This window comes from Amycolatopsis sp. NPDC049691 (genome assembly GCF_040675005.1).
Lineage (GTDB): Bacteria > Actinomycetota > Actinomycetes > Mycobacteriales > Pseudonocardiaceae > Amycolatopsis.
On the sequence record NZ_JBFANX010000023.1, the window covers coordinates 136,965 to 154,433 of the forward strand.

14 protein-coding genes and 1 rRNA gene are annotated in these 17,469 nt (G+C 71.5%); 10 read left to right on the forward strand and 5 right to left on the reverse strand.

The features are described 5' to 3' along the window. Nucleotides 1-11 precede the first annotated feature (11 nt). Both AB0J40_RS38600 and AB0J40_RS38605 read left to right on the forward strand, forming a co-directional pair. Nucleotides 12-584 (forward strand): hypothetical protein, encoded by a 573-nt coding sequence (locus AB0J40_RS38600; RefSeq protein ID WP_364463783.1) that lies wholly within the window; start codon nt 12-14, stop codon nt 582-584. A gap of 73 nt (nt 585-657) precedes the next feature. Further along, a complete protein-coding gene (locus AB0J40_RS38605; RefSeq protein ID WP_364463785.1) occupies nt 658-1,236 on the forward strand; it encodes a DinB family protein in 579 nt (192 codons plus the stop codon). A gap of 6 nt (nt 1,237-1,242) precedes the next feature. Here AB0J40_RS38605 and AB0J40_RS38610 read toward each other — a convergent pair whose 3' ends face one another. Next, the gene (locus AB0J40_RS38610) at nt 1,243-1,773 is read right to left on the reverse strand and encodes a methylated-DNA--[protein]-cysteine S-methyltransferase (RefSeq protein WP_364463788.1); all 531 of its coding nucleotides are present in this window, start codon (nt 1,771-1,773) and stop codon (nt 1,243-1,245) included. An 82-nt stretch (nt 1,774-1,855) separates the two neighbouring features. Here AB0J40_RS38610 and AB0J40_RS38615 point away from each other — a divergent pair, with 82 nt between their 5' ends. Together AB0J40_RS38615 and AB0J40_RS38620 are read left to right on the forward strand one after the other, a co-directional pair. Then, complete coding sequence (locus AB0J40_RS38615; RefSeq protein WP_364463791.1) at nt 1,856-3,193, forward strand: S8 family serine peptidase; 1,338 nt, start codon at nt 1,856-1,858, stop codon at nt 3,191-3,193. A gap of 7 nt (nt 3,194-3,200) precedes the next feature. Beyond that, complete coding sequence (locus AB0J40_RS38620) at nt 3,201-3,815, forward strand: VOC family protein (RefSeq protein WP_364463794.1); 615 nt, start codon at nt 3,201-3,203, stop codon at nt 3,813-3,815. Here AB0J40_RS38620 and AB0J40_RS38625 read toward each other — a convergent pair. The 3 genes from AB0J40_RS38625 to secA2 form a co-directional block, all read right to left on the reverse strand. Beyond that, nucleotides 3,812-5,533: an NAD+ synthase gene (locus tag AB0J40_RS38625; protein WP_364463797.1), complete on the reverse strand. Its 1,722-nt coding sequence runs from the start codon at nt 5,531-5,533 to the stop codon at nt 3,812-3,814. The genes AB0J40_RS38620 and AB0J40_RS38625 overlap by 4 nt on opposite strands. Nucleotides 5,534-5,553: 20 nt before the next feature. After that, the gene (locus AB0J40_RS38630) at nt 5,554-6,144 is read right to left on the reverse strand and encodes a DUF5565 family protein (RefSeq protein ID WP_364463800.1); all 591 of its coding nucleotides are present in this window, start codon (nt 6,142-6,144) and stop codon (nt 5,554-5,556) included. A gap of 77 nt (nt 6,145-6,221) precedes the next feature. Then, the gene (secA2, locus tag AB0J40_RS38635) at nt 6,222-8,561 is read right to left on the reverse strand and encodes an accessory Sec system translocase SecA2 (RefSeq protein WP_364463803.1); all 2,340 of its coding nucleotides are present in this window, start codon (nt 8,559-8,561) and stop codon (nt 6,222-6,224) included. Between the two features lie 165 nt (nt 8,562-8,726). Here secA2 and AB0J40_RS38640 point away from each other — a divergent pair, with 165 nt between their 5' ends. Together AB0J40_RS38640 and AB0J40_RS38645 are read left to right on the forward strand one after the other, a co-directional pair. Then, entirely contained in the window at nt 8,727-10,283 is a 1,557-nt protein-coding gene (locus tag AB0J40_RS38640; RefSeq protein ID WP_364463806.1) for an alpha/beta hydrolase, read from the forward strand. Next, nucleotides 10,268-11,764, forward strand: coding sequence for an alpha/beta hydrolase (locus AB0J40_RS38645; RefSeq protein ID WP_364463809.1), 1,497 nt, complete (start codon nt 10,268-10,270; stop codon nt 11,762-11,764). The genes AB0J40_RS38640 and AB0J40_RS38645 overlap by 16 nt, the downstream gene beginning before the upstream one ends. On the opposite strand, the gene AB0J40_RS38650 is transcribed toward AB0J40_RS38645, so the two are convergent. After that, complete coding sequence (locus AB0J40_RS38650; RefSeq protein ID WP_364463812.1) at nt 11,761-12,417, reverse strand: LppX_LprAFG lipoprotein; 657 nt, start codon at nt 12,415-12,417, stop codon at nt 11,761-11,763. The genes AB0J40_RS38645 and AB0J40_RS38650 overlap by 4 nt on opposite strands. Nucleotides 12,418-12,504: 87 nt before the next feature. On the opposite strand from AB0J40_RS38650, the gene AB0J40_RS38655 reads away from it, so the two are divergent. From AB0J40_RS38655 to AB0J40_RS38670, 4 genes are all read left to right on the forward strand, one after another. Then, nucleotides 12,505-13,785 (forward strand): MFS transporter, encoded by a 1,281-nt coding sequence (locus AB0J40_RS38655; RefSeq protein WP_364463815.1) that lies wholly within the window; start codon nt 12,505-12,507, stop codon nt 13,783-13,785. A 61-nt stretch (nt 13,786-13,846) separates the two neighbouring features. Further along, nucleotides 13,847-15,190 carry a type I glutamate--ammonia ligase gene (gene glnA / locus AB0J40_RS38660; RefSeq protein WP_364463818.1) on the forward strand — a complete coding sequence of 448 codons (1,344 nt, stop codon included), beginning with the start codon at nt 13,847-13,849 and terminating at the stop codon, nt 15,188-15,190. Continuing rightward, nucleotides 15,190-16,746 carry an amidase gene (locus tag AB0J40_RS38665; RefSeq protein WP_364463821.1) on the forward strand — a complete coding sequence of 519 codons (1,557 nt, stop codon included), beginning with the start codon at nt 15,190-15,192 and terminating at the stop codon, nt 16,744-16,746. The genes glnA and AB0J40_RS38665 overlap by 1 nt, the downstream gene beginning before the upstream one ends. Before the next feature lie 430 nt (nt 16,747-17,176). Next, nucleotides 17,177-17,469, forward strand: a 16S ribosomal RNA gene (locus AB0J40_RS38670); the annotation flags it as partial.

Consider the following 17,469-nt stretch of genomic DNA (forward strand, 5'->3'; position numbering starts at 1 on the left):
ATGTGTGCCTCGTGCGCACGGCTCGGTTCGCCTCGGCCCTCCTCATGGGACTGGCCGTGCTGGCGTATTCGGGGTGGCTCCTGGAGTTCTTCCTGCCGACGGGCGTCTCGCCGGTGCACGACCCGGTCGAGGCGCTGCTGGCCGGCCCGCCGGTGTTCCGCGTGCTGCTGGCCGTCTCGGGAGTCGCGTTCCTGCTCGCCGGGCCCCCGCTGCACCGGCTCGGCCCGGTCCAGTGGTCGGCGCGGTTCAGCTCGATCTCGGTGAGCGCGTTCGGCGTGGTCGCGCTGCTGCAGGCCGCCTACCCCGAGCGAAGCGGCCTGCTCTCGTCGCTGGCGACCGTCGTGCTCGTGGTCGGGGTGATCAGCCTGATCCTGTGGTGGCCGCCGGGCTGGCGCGCGCTCGCCGTCGCCGGGCTCGTGGTCGTGCTGGTCACCTGGGCCGCCCTGGTGCTCGCGGGGCAGCTGGACACCGGCGAAGGCGTGGTCAGCCGGGTCGAGCAGGTGGTGCGGGCCGTCCTGTACGGCTTGGGCGGGGCGTACGCCTTCATCAAGCCCGCGCCGCGGCATGCTCCGCGAGGCGGCTGAGCGGCCGGTTCCGCCGGAATTGTCGGTGCCAGGTGGCACGATCCACCCAACGAACGCGAAGGAGTGGATCGACATGGCGGGAAACGTGCGCCCGGTGGCCGACGAGCGGGACGGGCTGCTGAGCTTCCTGGAGCAGCAGCGGTACGTGCTGAAGCTCGCGGCACACGGATTGACGGACGAGCAGGCCAGAGCCGCGTCGACGAAGAGCTCGCTCTCGGTCGGCGGGCTGATCAAGCACGTCGCCGCCACCGAGTACAGCTGGCTGGACACCGTGCTCCAGGTGCCGCAGAAGCCGTTCGCGGAGAGCGTGGCCGAGTACGAGTCGGCGCACCGCCTGCTCCCGGACGAGACCCTCGCGGGCGTGCTGGCCCGCTACGACGAGGTCGCGGCGCGGACGGCGGAGGTCATCGGCGGGATCGAGGACCTGGGGCAGCCGGTCCCGGTGCCGAAGGGCGTGCCGTGGTTCCCGCGGGACGTCGAGGCCTGGTCGGTCCGCTGGGTCCTGCTGCACCTGATCCAGGAGACGGCCCGCCACGCCGGCCACGCGGACATCATCCGCGAACACATCGACGGCGCCACGGCGATGCCCCTGATGGCGGCGGCCGAGGGCTGGCCGGAGTCCGCCTTCATCAAGCCGTGGCAGCCTGCTTGAGAACTTTCAGAACAGGGTGGGCTCGTCGGCCAGGGCGCCTTCGATGACCAGCATCCGGCGTTTCGTTTCGACGCCGCCGCGGGCCGAGAAGCCGCCGTCCTTGCCGCCCGCGGCCAGGACCCGGTGGCACGGCACGATGATCGGGAACGGGTTGTGCCCCATCGCCTGCCCGACGGCCTGCGCCGACCCGGGCTGCCCGAGCCGGTGCGCGATGTCGCCGTAGGTCAGCGTCTTGCCCGGCGGGATGGTCCGCGCGATCTCGTACGCCCGGCGGTTGAACTCCGGCACCGCCGAGAAGTCCAGCGGGATCGACGCCAGGTCCGGCCGCGCGCCGCCCAGCAGGGCCACGATCCCGTCCACCGCCGCCCGAACCGCGGCCGGCGGCCTTCCTTCGACCGCGTGCGGGAAGCGCTTGAGCAGCCAGGCGCGGGTGCGCGCCTGGCTGCCTTCGGGCAGGGACGTGCCGACCACGACGTCGTCGCGCCACGCGAGCCCGCAGACCCCGATCGCCGTGTCGAACACCGTGAAGCCCGTCATGCGGTCAGCCTACGACTGAAGGGGGGTACCGCCGCGGCAATTGATCGCTATGTTCGATTCGGGCGAATCCGGAGGAGGACGAGTGCGGCGACTGATCTTGGTGACGGCGCTTCTGCTCGGCCTGATCGCCACCCCGGCCGCGGCGGATCCGCTCGTCATGCCGCACGTCGTCGTCGCGCACAACACGTGGTGGGCCGCGCTGACCGTGCAGAAAGCCGGTGGCACGGTCGTCGCCGCGTACCCGCAGATCGGCGTGGTGGTCGCGTACACGGCGAAGGACGACTTCGCCGTGAAGGTCCGGAAAACGCCGGGCATCGACGCCGTCGGCGCGACGCGCACGGCGAAGATCCCGAAGGCGTTCTTCGCGCCCCGCAAGGACGTCCGCTACACCGGGCCGAACTCGCCGAACTCCGGCCAGGTCCCGCCCGAGGGCACCGCGTGGGACGTCCCGGCGCTGCACCTGCCCGAAGCGCACGAGGTCACCGACGGCAGCAGGCGCACCGTCGTCGGCGTGCTCGACGTCGGCGTCGACGACACCCACCCCGACCTCGCCGGCGCCTTCGACCGCGCGGATTCGGTGTCGTGCCTGTCGGGCTGGGCCGATCGCAGCCCGGGCGCGTGGCGGCCGACGCTCGACGGCCACGGCACGCACGTCGCCGGCACGATCGCCGCGGCCCGCAACGGATCCGGCGTCGTCGGCGTCGCGCCCGGGGTCCGCGTCGCCGCGGTGAAGCTCGCCGAACTCGACGACACCGAGACGGCCGAGAGCATGGTCTGCGGGTTCGTCTGGGCCGCCGAACACGGCTTCGCCGTCACCAACAACAGCTACCGCTCGATCCCGTGGCGCTACAACTGCGACGACCAGCCCGACCAGGCCGCGGCGAAGCTGGCCGTCGGCCGCGCGGTCGCCTACGCCCAGCGCCGGAACGTCCTCGTGGTCGCCTCGGCGGGCAACGCCGGCATCGACCTCGACACGCGCTCGGTCGACCGCGAAAGCCCCGCCGACAGCACGCCGGTGGACCGCCGCATCGACCCGACCTGCACGCGGCTGCCCCACGAGCTGCCCGGCGTCGTCGGCACCGGCGCCCTGGACGAAAAGCTGGTCAAAGCGAGCTTCTCGAACTACTCGGCGTCCCGGATCAGCGTCGCGGCGCCCGGCGCGCGCGTGTGGTCGACCTGGCCGAACGGCGAATACCGCTCGGCGAGCGGGACGTCGATGGCCGCGCCGCACGCGAGCGGTGTCGCCGCCCTGATCGCGAGCGAGCACCCGTGGTGGAGCGCCGAGCGCGTCAAGCGGGCCCTCTACGCGTCCGCGACCCCGCTGCCGTGCCCGGACACCGCGTGCCGGACCACGCCGGCCGGCACGACGTACTACGGCCACGGGGTGGTCGATGCGGCGAGCGCGGTCGGCGCGGGATGATGGCCGCGTGCTCGATCACCTCGTCTACGCCGGCCCCGACCTAGCCGACGCCGTCGCCCGCGTCGCCGACCTGACCGGGGTCACCCCGGCGCCGGGCGGCAGCCACGTCGGCCTCGGCACCGCCAACCACCTCGCCGACCTCGGCGCGGGGATGTACCTGGAGGTGATCGGCCCGGACCCCGCGCAACCGGACCCGGCGGTGCCCCGGCCGTTCGGCATCGACGACCTGGCCGAACCCGCGCTGGTCGCCTGGGCCGTCCGCACGACCGACCTCGACGCGACGATCGCGCAGGCCCGCGCGCACGGCTTCGACCCGGGCGACGCGCTGGAGATGTCCCGCGCGACGGCCGACGGCGAGACGCTGCGCTGGCGCCTGACCCCGCCGAGCGCCGCGGGCACGCTCCGCCCGTTCCTCATCGACTGGGGCACGACCCCGCACCCGACGACCCGCGGCCTGCCGTCGATCCCGCTGCTGATGGTGACGGCCACCCACCCGGACCCCGCGTCGATCCACCGGGCGACCGACGCGCTCGGCCTGGAGTTCCTGGTCCGCCGCACGGACAAGGCGACCCTGACGGCGGCGCTGCGCACCCCGGAAGGCCGTCAGGTCGCGTTGAGCTAGGCCTTGCCCTCGCGCCACGCGTTCGTGATCGGCAGCCGCCGGTCGCGGCCGAAGGCCTTGAACGTGATCTTCGTGCCCGGCGGGTACTGGCGCCGCTTGTACTCGGCCTTGTCGACCATCCGCACCACGCGGTCGATGGTCTCCGGGTCGAAGCCGGCCTCGATCAGGTCGGCGTAGCCGCGGTCGCCCTCGACGTAGTCGTCGAGGATGTCGTCGAGCAGCGCGTAGTCGGGCAGCGAGTCGGAGTCCATCTGGCCCGGCCGCAGCTCCGCCGACGGCGGCTTCGAGATCGAGTTCTCCGGGATCGGCGGCGTCTCGCCGTTCTTCGCCGCTTCGGCGTTGCGCCAGCGCGCGAGCTGCCAGACGTGCGTCTTGAAGACGTCCTTGATCGGGGCGAACGCGCCGACCGCGTCGCCGTAGATCGTGGAGTACCCGACCGCCAGCTCGGTCTTGTTGCCGGTGGCCAGCACGAGGTGACCGTCCAGGTTGGACAGTGCCATCAGCAGCATGCCGCGCGTCCGCGCCTGGATGTTCTCCTCGGCCAGGCCCGTCAGGGAAAGCTGCTCGACGTACACGCGGACCATGTCCTCGACCGGTTCGACGCGGTAGTGCGCCCCGATCCGCCGCGCGAGGTCGGCCGCGTCGTCCTTCGAGTGGCCCGAGGAGTACTGCGACGGCATCGAGACGCCGTAGACGTTGTCGCCGCCCAGCGCGTCCGCGGCCAGCGCCGCGCAGACCGCCGAGTCGATGCCGCCGGAGAAGCCGAAGGTCACCGACGAGAAGCCGTTCTTGTGCACGTAGTCGCGCAATCCCACGACGAGCGCGTGCCACACCTCGGCCTCGTCCGACAGCGGCTCGCTGATCACCGGCTCGGCCGTCGGCTCGTACGCCGGCAGCGGCTCCGAGCTCAGCACGCGGCGCCGGACGTGCAGGCCCGCCAGCTCGCCGTCGCCGGCGTGCCCGCCCGCCGCGAGGTCCATGTCGAGCACGAGCAGGTGCTCGACGAACTGCGGCGCCCGGGCCAGCACGGTGCCGTCCGCGGCGACGACGAGCGAGTCGCCGTCGAAGACGAGGTCGTCCTGGCCGCCGATCTGGTTGGTGTAGACCAGCGGCGCCCCGGCCTCGGCGGCGCGGCGCGCGATGAGCGGCAGCCGCTGCTCGTCCTTCGACCGTTCGTAGGGCGACGCGTTCGGCGCGACGACCAGGTCGACGCCGGCGCGGCCCAGCGCCGAGATCGGCCCGCCGTCCTGCCAGATGTCCTCGCAGATGACCATGCCGATGTCGAGCCCGTGGAACCGGACGACGTCGAGCGTGGTGCCGGGCTTGAACCAGCGGTGCTCGTCGAAGACGCCGTAGTTCGGCAGGTGGTGCTTGAACTGCCGCGCGACGACCTCGCCGCGGTAGAGCGCGGCGGCCGCGTCGCGCGGGCCGGCCTCGTCGAGGTCGAGGTAGCCGACGTAGGTGAGCACCTCGCCGCAGCCGGCTTCGTCGAGGCGGCGCGCCAGCGACTCGACGCCGTGGCGCGAGGCGGCGGCGAAGGTCTTGCGCAGCGAGAGGTCCTCGACGGGATAGCCGGTCAGCGACATCTCGGGGAAGACGACCACGTGGGCGCCGGCTTCGGCGGCCTTGCGGGTCCAGGAGACGTGGAGGTCGGCGTTGCCGTCGAGGTCGCCGACGGTGGGGTTGACCTGGGCGAGCGCGATGCGCAGTTGCGGCATGCCGCCATTCTGTCCCACCGTCACCCGGGAGGCCGAGCGAATGTGGGCGAAATGCCACGCTGGGCCGACGCGACCGCGTCCCGGTGCTTGAGCTTCGCCATCCGCCCGTCCCGGTGGTGCCAGACGACGCCCTCGAACTCCGGGTGCGCGAGCAGCCACGCCATCAGCCCGTCGTAGTCGCGCGGGACGCCGGCGAACTCCTGCGCGCTCGCGTGCGGGACCAGCCGGTGCACGCCGAGCTTCTCCGGATCGCCGTTGACCTTCGGCCCGCACAGTTCGTAGGTGCCGGGCGCCGCACCGAAGAGCCCGTCGAGGGCCTCGTCGAAGAACGCCGCGAACGCCGACTGCCCGACCGGCTCCCAGCCGACGGTCTTCCCGGTTTCCGGGTCGGTCTGCACGGCCTCGAACCCGTCCGGCGCGTCCTTGCCGGGCTGCACCTCGCGTCGCGCCCACCAGGTGCCGGACTCGTCGAGCCGGACGCAGGTGCCGTCGTACTTGCGGGTGGCCACGCCTTGGCCGTCGAGCACCCACTGGCAGTCGGGGTGCACCTCGCGGGTCACTCGCCGGAGGTCTTCGGGGTCCCGCCGGAACAGCGTGGGGATCTTGCGCATCCCCCGATTCTTCCGGCTGCGGCGAACGAGAAAACCCCCGCCCGGACCAACCGGACGGGGGTTTTCGCCGAAGCTCGCTACTTCCGCTTGATCATGCTCCGGACCTTCTTGATGGTCTGCTCGAAGTCGGAGTCGAACGGGTTGTCGTGGACCAGGTAGGTCCACGTCGTGTTGGCCCGCCGGACGCCCGCCTCGCCGAGGTCGATGCCCTCGTCGGTCAGCTCGGCCTCTTCGAGGGTCTTCGCCGCCCGCGAGTCGGCCTCGCCGATGATCTTGTGGAACTCGGGGATCGCCGCGCGGTGGAACTCGTCCAGCGGCGTCTCCCGGGCCAGCGCCCGCAGGTGGATGCTCTCGCGGACGTCGGTCAGGTACGCCAGGTGGTCCGACCACAACTGGTCGATGTGGAACAGCAGCACCTCGCGGCACATCTGCTCCAGCTTGTCCTGGTCGTCGAGCTTTTCCTTCAGCTCGGCGAACTTCTCCGGCTGCGCCTTCTCCAGCTGCTCCGCCGCGTACGCGGTGCGAAGCACCTTGTCGCGGTGCACCAGCAGGTCCCGCCGCTGCCGCTCGATGAGCCGCGTGTAGCGCCAGGTGTTGCGGTGGATCTCCAGGTCGACGCCTTCGGCGACGCGCTGGGCGTGGTTGATCTGCCGCAGCGCCGCCGGGTCGGTGATCTCGCCGGTCTCCTCGTCGGCGGCGATCCCGTCGGGCACGTCCGGCGCGTTCGACAGCACCAGTTCGTCGTTCAGGCTCGCGAAGAAGATCGCGCTGCCGGGGTCGCCCTGCCGTCCGGACCGGCCGCGCAGCTGGCCGTCGAGGCGGCTCGACGGGTACCGCGCGGTGCCGATCACGTGCAGCCCGCCCAGCTCGACGACCTCGTCACGGGTCGCGCCGTCGGTGCCGCCCAGCCGGATGTCGGTACCGCGGCCCGCCATCTGCGTGGACACGGTGACCGCGCCCTTCTTGCCGGCCTCGGCGATGATCGCGGCCTCTTCGGCGTCGTTGCGCGCGTTGAGCACGACGCACTCGAGGTCGACCTTCGCCAGCTTCTCGGCCAGCTCTTCGGACTCGGCGACGTCCTGGGTGCCGACGAGGATCGGCCGCCCGGTCTCGTGCACCGTGCGGATCTCCTCCTCGATCGCCCGCAGCTTCTGCGACGGCGACGCGAAGATCCGGTCTTCGAGGTCCTCGCGGATGTTCGGGGTGTTCGGCGGGATGACCGCGACCTCGAGCTCGTAGAACTCGCGCAGCTGCTCGGCGACGGCCACCGCGGTACCGGTCATCCCGGCGACCTCGGGGTAGCGCGCCAGCAGGGCCTGGACGGTGATCGAGTCGAGGATCTCGCCGCGGTCGGTCGCGGCGACCTGCTCCTTCGCCTCGACGGCGGCCTGGAGGCCGTCGGGCCAGCGCTGCAGCTCGGCGACGCGGCCGCGGGCGGCGTTGATGAGCTGCACCTTGCCGTCGCGGACCAGGTAGTCGACGTCGCGGGTGAGCAGCGCGTGCGCGTGCAGGGCGACGTTCACCGCGGGCAGCCGGTCCGACGCCGTCTCGCCGTAGAGGTCGTCGACCTCCAGGCCGAGCGACTTCGCGACGACGGACGCGCCGGCGTCGGTCAGCCACGCGTTGCGGCCCTCGCTGTCGGTCTCGTAGTGCAGGTTGAGCCGCAGCCGCCGGACGACCTTCGCGACCTCTTCGTCGGCGTCGGTGTGGTCGATCGAACCGGCCATCACCAGCGGGACGCGGGCCTCGTCGACGAGCACGGAGTCCGCCTCGTCGACGATCGCGACCTCGGGGGCGGGCTGGACGAGGTCGTCGACCGACGTCACCAGCCGGTCGCGCAGCACGTCGAAGCCGATCTCGGCGACGGCACCGTACGTGACGTCCTTGGCGTAGGCCTCGCGGCGCTCTTCGCGGGAGTGCGCGGGCTCGACCCAGCCGACGGACACGCCGAGCAGGGCGTAGACCGGCCCCATCCACTCGGCGTCGCGGCGGGCCAGGTAGTCGTTGACCGTGACGACGTGAACGCGCTTTCCGCGCAGGGCGTACCCGGCCGCGGCCAGCGCGCCGGCGAGGGTCTTGCCCTCACCGGTCTCCATCTGGACGACGTGCTTGGTGAGCAGGCCCATCGTGCCCAGCACCTGGACGTCGAACGCGCGCTCGCCCAGCGCCCGGCGGGCGGCCTCGCGGCCCAGCGCGCACACCTCGATCAGCTGGTCGTCGCCGAACGCGGTGTCCTTCAGCGTCTCGCGGAGCTTGCCCGCCCGCTCGGTCAGCTCCTCGTCGGAGAGCTTCTCGAGCTCGGGTTCGAGCTTCTCGACCGCGGGCAGCAGTGCTTCGTAGCGGGTCAGCTCGACGCTGCCCGGCCGCTGGATGATCCGGCGGAGCTTCTTGCCCACCCGGCTGATCAGTGCTGCCACCCCTGGTCTCCCGTTCTCTCTTCGCTCGACCGGCCTGCCCCACCCAACGTGGCGGTGGTGCGTTCGAGTTCCGCGGCCGGATGGGACGATCCAACCGTGTTTCCTCATCCCAGCGCCAGGTCCGGACGTATCCGACGCCGCCGGATCACCGCAATTGCGACATCCGTGCTGATCGCGGCCTCGCTGGCCGCCTGCACGTCCACCGGCAAGCCGGCGCCACCGGCGCCGACGACGGAGTCGCACCCCCCGTCCGGGCCGGTGCCCGCCGGGCTGGAGCGGTTCTACGGCCAGAGCCTGGGCTGGGCCGACTGCGCACCTTACGCGACGTCGGAAGACAGCAGGTCGGCGTTCCAGGCGAAAGACGTCCAGTGCGCGCGGCTGACCGTGCCGCTGGACTACGCGAAGCCGGCGGGGGACACGATCACGCTGGGCCTGCTCCGCCACAAGGCGACCGGCGACCGGATCGGTTCGCTGGTGGTCAACCCCGGCGGCCCGGGCGCGTCGGGCATGGTGGCGGCCGCCGGGCTGGTCAAGCCGGCCACGAGCGCGGGCCTGGCCAAGCGCTTCGACCTGGTCGGTTTCGACCCGCGGGGGATCGGGGCGAGCCAGCCGGCCATCCACTGCCTGACCGACGCCGAGCGGGACGCCGACCGCGCCGACGACAGCGAGACCGACGGCTCGCCCGCCGGCGTCCTCAAGCAGGAAGCGCAGGAGAAGGACTTCGCCGCGAAGTGCGCCCAGCGCACCGAGGACGGCACCGGGATGCTGGCCAACGTCGGTACCCGGGACGTCGTGAAGGACCTCGACGTCCTGCGCTCGGTCCTCGGCGACGAAAAGTTGACCTATCTGGGTTACTCGTACGGCACCCGGATCGGGTCGGCCTACGCCGAGGCGTTCCCGAAGAACGTCCGCGCGATGATCCTCGACGGCGCGGTCGACCCCGAGCAGGACGCGGTCGAGTCGCTGGTCGCCCAGGGCCAGGGCTTCGGAACGGCGTTCACGCAGTTCGCGAAGTGGTGCACCGCCCAGCAGGACTGCGCGCTCGGCCAGGACGCGAACGGCGCGGTCAAGGCGTTCCAGGACCTCGTCCGGCCGCTGATCGAGTTCCCGGTGCCGGTCGGGGACGGCCGCAAGCTCTCCTACGAAGACGCCACCACCGGCGTCATCCAGGCGCTCTACCAGGAAAGCCTCTGGGACACGCTCAACTCCGGCCTCAACGAGCTTCGCCGGCAGCGCGGCGCGACGCTGGAGAAGCTCGCCGACATCTACAACGAGCGCGACACCGACGGCAAGTACGGCACCACCCAGGACGCCTTCACCGCAATCCGCTGCGTCGACGACCCGCGCGTCACCGACCCGGCCGTCATCCTCAAGGCGCAGGAGGAATACGTGAAGGTGGCGCCGTTCCTCGACGACGGCCGCCCGGCTTCGGCGGCTCGTGACGCGTGCGCGTTCTGGCCGGTGCCGAACACCTCCGAGCCGCACGTGCCGAACGTCGAAGGCCTGGCGAAGACGCTGGTCATCTCGACGACCAACGACCCGGCGACGCCGTACCAGGCCGGTGTCAACCTCGCGAAGGGCCTGAAGGGCGCGTTGCTGACCTTCGAGGGCACGCAGCACACGGTGTTCCTGCAGGGCGTGAAGTGCGTGGACGAGGCGGGCACGGACTACCTCGTCGACGGCACGGTCCCGCCGGACGGGACGCGGTGCACCGCGCGGTAGCGGCGCTCGCGCCGGTCCTGCTGCTGGCGGCGTGCACGAGCGCGCCGCCGGCGGCCACCCCGCCTCCGTCGTCGTCGCAGGCGCCTGACCTGGGGAAATTCACCCAGCAGAAGCTCGCGTGGACGCCGTGCGGCGAGGCGCTGGACTGCGCGCACCTGACCGTGCCGCTGGACTACGCGGCCCCGGACGGGCCCGCGGTCACCGTCGGCCTGCTGCGGCACAAGGCCACGAAGCAGCGGATCGGCTCGCTGGTCGTGAACCCCGGTGGGCCCGGCGGCCAGGGCACGTCGACGGCCGCGGCGCTGGCCAGGACGCCCGCCGCCGCGCCCCTGCTCGAGCGCTTCGACCTGGTCGGCTTCGACCCGCGCGGGGTCGGCACCAGCGAGCCGCGGCTCACCTGCCGCACCGACGCCGAGGTCGACGCGGACCGCGCGTCCGACGTCGAGAGCGACATGTCGCCCGAAGGGGTGAAAAAGCAGCTCGCCGAGACGACCGCGTACGGCGCGAAGTGCGCCGAAGGGACGAAGTACGGCAAGGCGTTCCTCGCGAACGTCGGCACGCGAGACGTCGTACGCGACCTCGACGTCCTTCGCGCCGCGCTCGGCGACGAGAAGCTGACGTACCTCGGCTACTCGTACGGGACGCAGATCGGCGCGGCCTACGCCGACGCATATCCGCGCAACGTCCGCGCGCTGCTGCTCGACGGCGCGGTCGACCCGGCCCAGGGCCTGGTGGACTCCCTGGTCACGCAGGCCGCGGGCTTCCAGGACGCGCTGACCGAGTTCGGCGAGTGGTGCACGGCCCGCCGCGACTGCGCCCTCGGCCACGACCCGGCCCGCGCGACCGAAGCCTTCCAGCACCTCGCGCGCCCGCTGATCGCGAAGCCCGCTCCGGCAGGCAACCGGCACCTTTCCTTCGAAGACGCCGTCACCGGCACGTTCGCCGGCCTCTACTCCCGCGGCGACTGGACCGCGCTGAACGCGGCCCTCGCCCAGCTCGCCGACGGGAACGGCCGGACGCTGCTGGCCTTCGCCGACGACTACTACCAGCGCGACCGCGACGGCCACTACAGCGGCGCGATCGACGCGTACTTCGCGGTCCGCTGCGTCGACCACACCCGTGTCACCGACCGGGCCGAAATCGACCGCGCGCACGAGAAGATGCTGGCCGGCGCACCCTTCCTGGCCGGCGGCACGCCCGACACGAGCGAGCTGGACATCTGTTCGACCTGGCCGGTCCCGCCGTCGTCCACCGAGCACGCGCCGCGTCCGGCCGGCCTGCCGACACCGCTGGTCGTCTCGACCACGCACGACCCGGCCACGCCGTACCGGCAGGGCGTCGACCTGGCCAAGGACCTCGGCGGCGTCCTGCTCACCTACGAAGGCGTCCAGCACACGGTGTTCCTTCAGGGCAACGGCTGCGTCGACCGCGCGGGCATCGCGTACCTCATCGACGGGACGGCCGCGGAAACCCGCTGTTAGCCGAGGTTCGCCGGCTCGTTCTGCCTGGTCAGCGACAGTTCGATCATCACGGGGCTGAGGTGCTCGTCCGGGGGCGGGATCTGCACCCACAGGCGCGCGAACCGGCGCGGCCCGTCGGCCGACACCCAGACCTTGACGGTGACGTCGGCGGTGACCTGCGGCAGCACGCCGTGCGCGACGGCCGCGGGCACCCGGCCGCCGACGCGCAGGGCGGCGGCGCCGTCGACGTTCTCCCGGCCCTCGGTCTTCGCGTCGGTGACGCCGTCGAGCAGGCGTTTCAAGCCGGCGGACGGGCCGAGGAACGCGCCGACCGCGTACATCTCCGGGAGCGGCTCGGTCCCGGCCTCGGTGCTGACCCGGCCGTCCCGCACGGTGAAGCGGTACTTGGTATGGCCTTCGCCGTCCTGGACGTCGGCCGTGCCGGTCGCGGCCCCGCCGCCGTCGAGGGTCGCGTCACCCTCGATCAGCCGGAGCGGGAAGCCGGGCAGCACGCCGTTGACGCCCGCCGCGAAGTGCACGCTCCGGACCGCGGCGAACGACGTGGCCGCGTCGCGGACCAGCTCGGAACCCGCCGGGAACGGGCCGCGCGTGTCCGGCGACCCGGTGCACCCCGCGGTCACCAGGAGCACGAGCAGGAAGGCGAGACGGCGCATCCCCCGAGCCTACTGTTGGCCCGATCTTTTCGGGTGCTGTCCTTCCAGCCACTTTCGGCGCCACGCGCGCGCGATGAAACTGCTTGGGTGACTGTTGAGACCCGTCCCGCCCCGAAGCTGCACCGCGCCTGGCTGATCGCCGGTGCCGCGTTCGTCGCGCTGCTCGCCTCCGCCGGCTTCCGCTCCGCGCCCGGCGTCCTCATCGACCCGCTGCACGAGGAGTTCGGCTGGTCCACGGCCACGATCAGCTCGGCCGTCTCGGTCAACCTCGTCCTCTACGGACTCTTCGCGCCTTTCGCGGCGGCGTTGATGGAGCGGTTCGGCATCCGCCGCGTCTCGGCGACGGCGTTGTTCGTGATCGCCGTCGGCGCGGCCGGCACGGTCTTCATGACCGCGAGCTGGCAGCTGCTCCTGTTCTGGGGCGTGTTCATCGGCGCGGGCACGGGCTCGATGGCCATGAGCTTCGCCGCGACGGTCGCGACCAGGTGGTTCGTCCGCAGCCGCGGCGTCGTCACCGGCGTGCTGACCGCGGCGGGCGCGACCGGCCAGCTGATCTTCCTGCCGATCATCGCGAACCTCGCGGTCGGCTCGGGCTGGCGGACGGCGTCGCTGGTGATCGCGATCGCGGCGCTGGCGGTCGTCCCGGTGGTCCTGCTGGTCATCCGCGACCACCCGGCCGACGTCGGCACCACGGCGTACGGCGCGCCGGCCGACGCGGAGGTCGCCCGCCCGGCGTCGAAGACCGGCTCGGCCCGCCGCGCGCTGTCGGTGCTGGGCCAGGCCGCGCGCACCCGGACGTTCTGGCTGCTGGCGATCGGCTTCGCGATCTGTGGCGCGACGACGAACGGCCTGGTCGGCACGCACTTCGTCCCGGCCGCGCACGACCACGGCATGCCCCAGACGACGGCGGCGAGCCTGCTGGCCCTGGTCGGCGTCTTCGACGTGGTCGGGACGATCTTCTCGGGCTGGCTCACCGACCGCGTCGACCCGCGCGTCCTGCTCGGCGTCTACTACGCGCTTCGCGGGCTCTCGCTGGCGCTGCTGCCGCAGCTGTTCACGAACTCGGTGCAGCCGAGCATGTGGGCGTTCATCCTGTTCTACGGCCTCGACTGGGTGGCCACGGTCCCGCCGACGGTCGCGCTCTGCGTCCGAGCGTTCGGCGACGCGGGCCCGATCGTGTTCGGCTGGGTGTTCGCCAGCCACCAGCTGGGCGCGGCGTTCGCGGCATCGGCCGCCGGCCTGGTCCGCGACCAGCTCGGCAACTACGACGTGGCCTGGTATTCGGCGGCGGTCCTGGCGGTACTGGCGTCGGTCGCCTCACTGGCGATCTCGCGGGCGAAGAAGCCCGTTGCGGTGCTCGCGACGTGACTTGGTCACCCCCGGCGCGTCGTGAAACATCCCGTTAACACGCTGTCGTTAGGGTGCGGCCATGGATCGCCAGCAGGAATTCGTGCTCCGCACGCTCGAGGAGCGCGACATCCGTTTCGTTCGTCTCTGGTTCACCGATGTGCTGGGGTTCCTCAAGTCCGTCGCGGTCGCGCCGGCGGAACTCGAAGGCGCTTTCAACGACGGCATCGGCTTCGACGGCTCGGCCATCGAGGGCTTCGCGCGCGTCTACGAATCGGACATGGTCGCCAAGCCGGACCCGGCCACGTTCCAGGTCCTGCCCTGGGAGACCCCCGACGGCAGCCCGTACTCGGCCCGCATGTTCTGCGACATCGCGATGCCGGACGGCTCCCCGTCGTGGGCCGACCCGCGGCACGTCCTGCGCCGCCAGCTGTCGAAGGCGGCCGAAGCGGGCTTCACCTGCTACGTCCACCCCGAGATCGAGTTCTTCCTGCTCTCGAGCGTCCCCGACGACGGCAGCGAGCCGGAGCCCGCGGACAACGGCGGCTACTTCGACCAGGCCAGCCACGCCACCGCGACCCACTTCCGCCGCCACGCCATCGAGACCCTCGAGGCGATGGGCATCTCCGTCGAGTTCAGCCACCACGAAGGGGCACCGGGCCAGCAGGAGATCGACCTCCGCTACGCCGATGCGCTGACGATGGCCGACAACGTGATGACGTTCCGCTACGTCGTCAAGGAGGTCGCGCTGACCCAGGGCGTGCGCGCGACGTTCATGCCCAAGCCGTTCACCGACCAGCCCGGCTCGGGGATGCACACCCACGTCAGCCTGTTCGAAGGCGACCGCAACGCCTTCTACGACGCCGAGGACCCGCACGAGCTGTCGGAGACCGGCAAGGCGTTCGTCGCCGGCGTGCTGCACCACGCCAAGGAGATCTCCGCGGTCACGAACCAGTGGGTGAACTCCTACAAACGCCTGATCAGCGGCAGTGAGGCTCCGACGACCGTCTCGTGGGGCCGCGCGAACCGCTCGGCCCTCGTCCGCGTCCCGATGTATTCACCCGGAAAGGCGTCATCCCGACGGGTGGAGATCCGTACGCTGGACTCGGCGTGCAACCCGTACCTGGCGTACTCGGTCATCCTGGCCGCCGGGCTCAAGGGGATCGAGAAGGGCTACGAGCTGCCGCCACCGGCCGAGGACAACATCTGGCAGCTGAGCGACGCCGAGCGGCGCGCCGCCGGGTACGCCCAGCTGCCGCAGAACCTGGGGGAGGCGCTGGCCGAGATGGAGAAGTCCGAGCTCCTGCCGGAAGCGCTCGGCGAGCACGTCTACGACTTCTTCCTCCGGAACAAGCGCGTGGAGTGGGACAACTACCGCAGCGCGGTCACCCCGTACGAACTCCGAACCCTCCTGCCGGTGCTCTGATGGGGCGGCGGCCGGCACTGCTCGTCCTGCTGGCCGCCGTACTCCTGCTCGTCCCGCCCGCGCCAGTCGCGTCGGCGTCCGGGCGCTTCGACCTCGACTCCGCCGACATCCCGGCGCTGCAGGCGCGGATGGCGGCCGGCCGGCTCACCGCGGTGGGCCTGACCAGCGCGTACCTCGAGCGGATCCACCGGCTCGACGGCAAGGTCAACGCGGTCCTGGCGCTCAACCCCTCGGCGTTGCGGCAGGCCGCCGAAAGCGACGCCCGGCGGCGCGCGCACCGGCTGCGCGGACCGCTCGACGGCATCCCGGTGCTGGTCAAGGACAACGTCGACACGCGCGACCAGTGGACGACCGCAGGATCGCGAGCCCTGCGCAGCTACCCGGCGAAGGACGCCACGCTGATCACCCGGTTGCGTGACGCCGGCGCGGTGCTCCTCGGCAAGGCGAACCTCTCCGAATGGGCGAACTTCCGCGCCGCGAAGCCGACGTCCGGCTGGTCTGGCGTGGGTGGCCAGACGAACAACCCGTACGTGCTGGACCGCAACCCGTGCGGGTCGTCCGCCGGGTCCGCGGCCGGCGTCGCCGCGTCGCTCGCGCAGGTCGCGATCGGTTCGGAGACCGACGGCTCGATCGTCTGCCCCGCCGGCATGACGGCGACGGTCGGCCACAAACCCAGCCTCGGCCTGGTCAGCCGCACCGGCGTGGTGCCGATCTCCGCCGAGCAGGACACCGCCGGGCCGATCGCCCGCAACGTCGTCGACGTGGCTTTGACCCTGTCGGTCCTGCAGGGCCGGGACCCCGCGGACCCGGCCACTTCGACGTATCCGAGCACCCAGCCCACGGACTACGCGAAGCTGCTGCGGCCGGGTGTGCTGCGCGGCGCGCGGATCGGGTTGTGGCGGCTGCCGGTGCTCGGCCCGTCGACGGACGCGGTCCTGACCTCCGCGAAGGATTCCCTGGTCAGGGCCGGTGCGACGGTCGTCGAGGTGACCCCGCCGTACCAGGACCGGCTCCTGGAACTGGAGTTCCCGGCGCTGCTCACGGAGTTCCACCGCGACATCGACGCCTACCTCGCGACCCGGCCGAGCGGCCCGCGGACCCTGGCCGAGCTGATCGCCTACAACCGCGCGGACCCGCTGGAGCGGACGTGCTTCGCCGGTCAGGAGCTGTTCGAGCAGGCACTGGCCGCGCCGCCGCCGACCGACCCCGGCTACCTGGCCGGCCGCGCCGAGCTGTCGGACCTCGCCCGCCGGTCGCTCGACGAGACCCTGGCGAAGTACCACCTCGACGCGATCGCGTCGCCGACCAACCCGCCGGCGTGGAAGACCGACTGCGCGGTGGGCGACAACGACGTGATCCCGTCGTCGACCCCGGCCGCGGTCGCGGGCTACCCGGACGTGACCGTGCCCGCCGGGTTCGCCGGACCGCTCCCCGTGGGCATCTCGTTCATGGGCGCCCGGTGGTCGGACGCGCGGATGCTCGCGCTCGCGGCGGACTTCTCGCGGGTGGCTCCGGCCCGGGTCCCGCCGCGCTACCTGGCGACCCTGCCGTCGTAGGGCTCCGCACACGCTGTGACCTGCGGCAATGGCGTTAAGTGACCCCCCTGTTCGGGACCGGTTTCGGGGCATGTAATCTTCTCTTCGTCGCCAGGAACACCGGGTCGCCCCGGGGCCGCAAGCCCCGAAGATCCGGCCGGGCCGAGCGGGTTGACACCGCGGATCGGACCGGGTAATGTTCAGCGTCGGCCCACGAGCGGCCGCCGAATCCCTACGACTAACACCGTAGGCTGAGGCATGCTCGACCAAAAGCTTTGAATATCGCTTGGAACAACTGCCGAGGATAAAGCCGCTGATAAGGCGGTGAGTCCGGAGTGTGTTGCTTGAGAACTCAACAGTGTGCTAGTGAACTAAGCCAGTAGAGCTTATATGAAACCCCCTCGTCGGGGTTTCCTTTGAGAGCATTAAATTGCCTCGATTAAACTGTTCATTGTTGGAGAGTTTGATCCTGGCTCAGGACGAACGCTGGCGGCGTGCTTAACACATGCAAGTCGAACGCTGAAGCACCTTCGGGTGTGGATGAGTGGCGAACGGGTGAGTAACACGTGGGTAATCTGCCCTGCACTCTGGGATAAGCCTTGGAAACGAGGTCTAATACCGGATATCACCTTCCCTCGCATGGGGGTTGGTTGAAAGTTCTGGCGGTGCAGGATGAACCCGCGGCCTATCAGCTTGTTGGTGGGGTAGTGGCCTACCAAGGCGACGACGGGTAGCCGGCCTGAG

Coding starts and splice junctions, on each gene's coding strand:
- AB0J40_RS38605 (WP_364463785.1), top strand. CDS start 658: ATGGCGGGAAACGTGCGCCCGGTGGCCGACGAGCGGGACGGGCTGCTG.
- AB0J40_RS38610 (WP_364463788.1), bottom strand. CDS start 1,773: ATGACGGGCTTCACGGTGTTCGACACGGCGATCGGGGTCTGCGGGCTC.
- AB0J40_RS38625 (WP_364463797.1), bottom strand. CDS start 5,533: ATGCCGCAACTGCGCATCGCGCTCGCCCAGGTCAACCCCACCGTCGGC.
- AB0J40_RS38630 (WP_364463800.1), bottom strand. CDS start 6,144: ATGCGCAAGATCCCCACGCTGTTCCGGCGGGACCCCGAAGACCTCCGG.
- AB0J40_RS38650 (WP_364463812.1), bottom strand. CDS start 12,417: ATGCGCCGTCTCGCCTTCCTGCTCGTGCTCCTGGTGACCGCGGGGTGC.
- glnA (WP_364463818.1), top strand. CDS start 13,847: ATGGATCGCCAGCAGGAATTCGTGCTCCGCACGCTCGAGGAGCGCGAC.
- AB0J40_RS38665 (WP_364463821.1), top strand. CDS start 15,190: ATGGGGCGGCGGCCGGCACTGCTCGTCCTGCTGGCCGCCGTACTCCTG.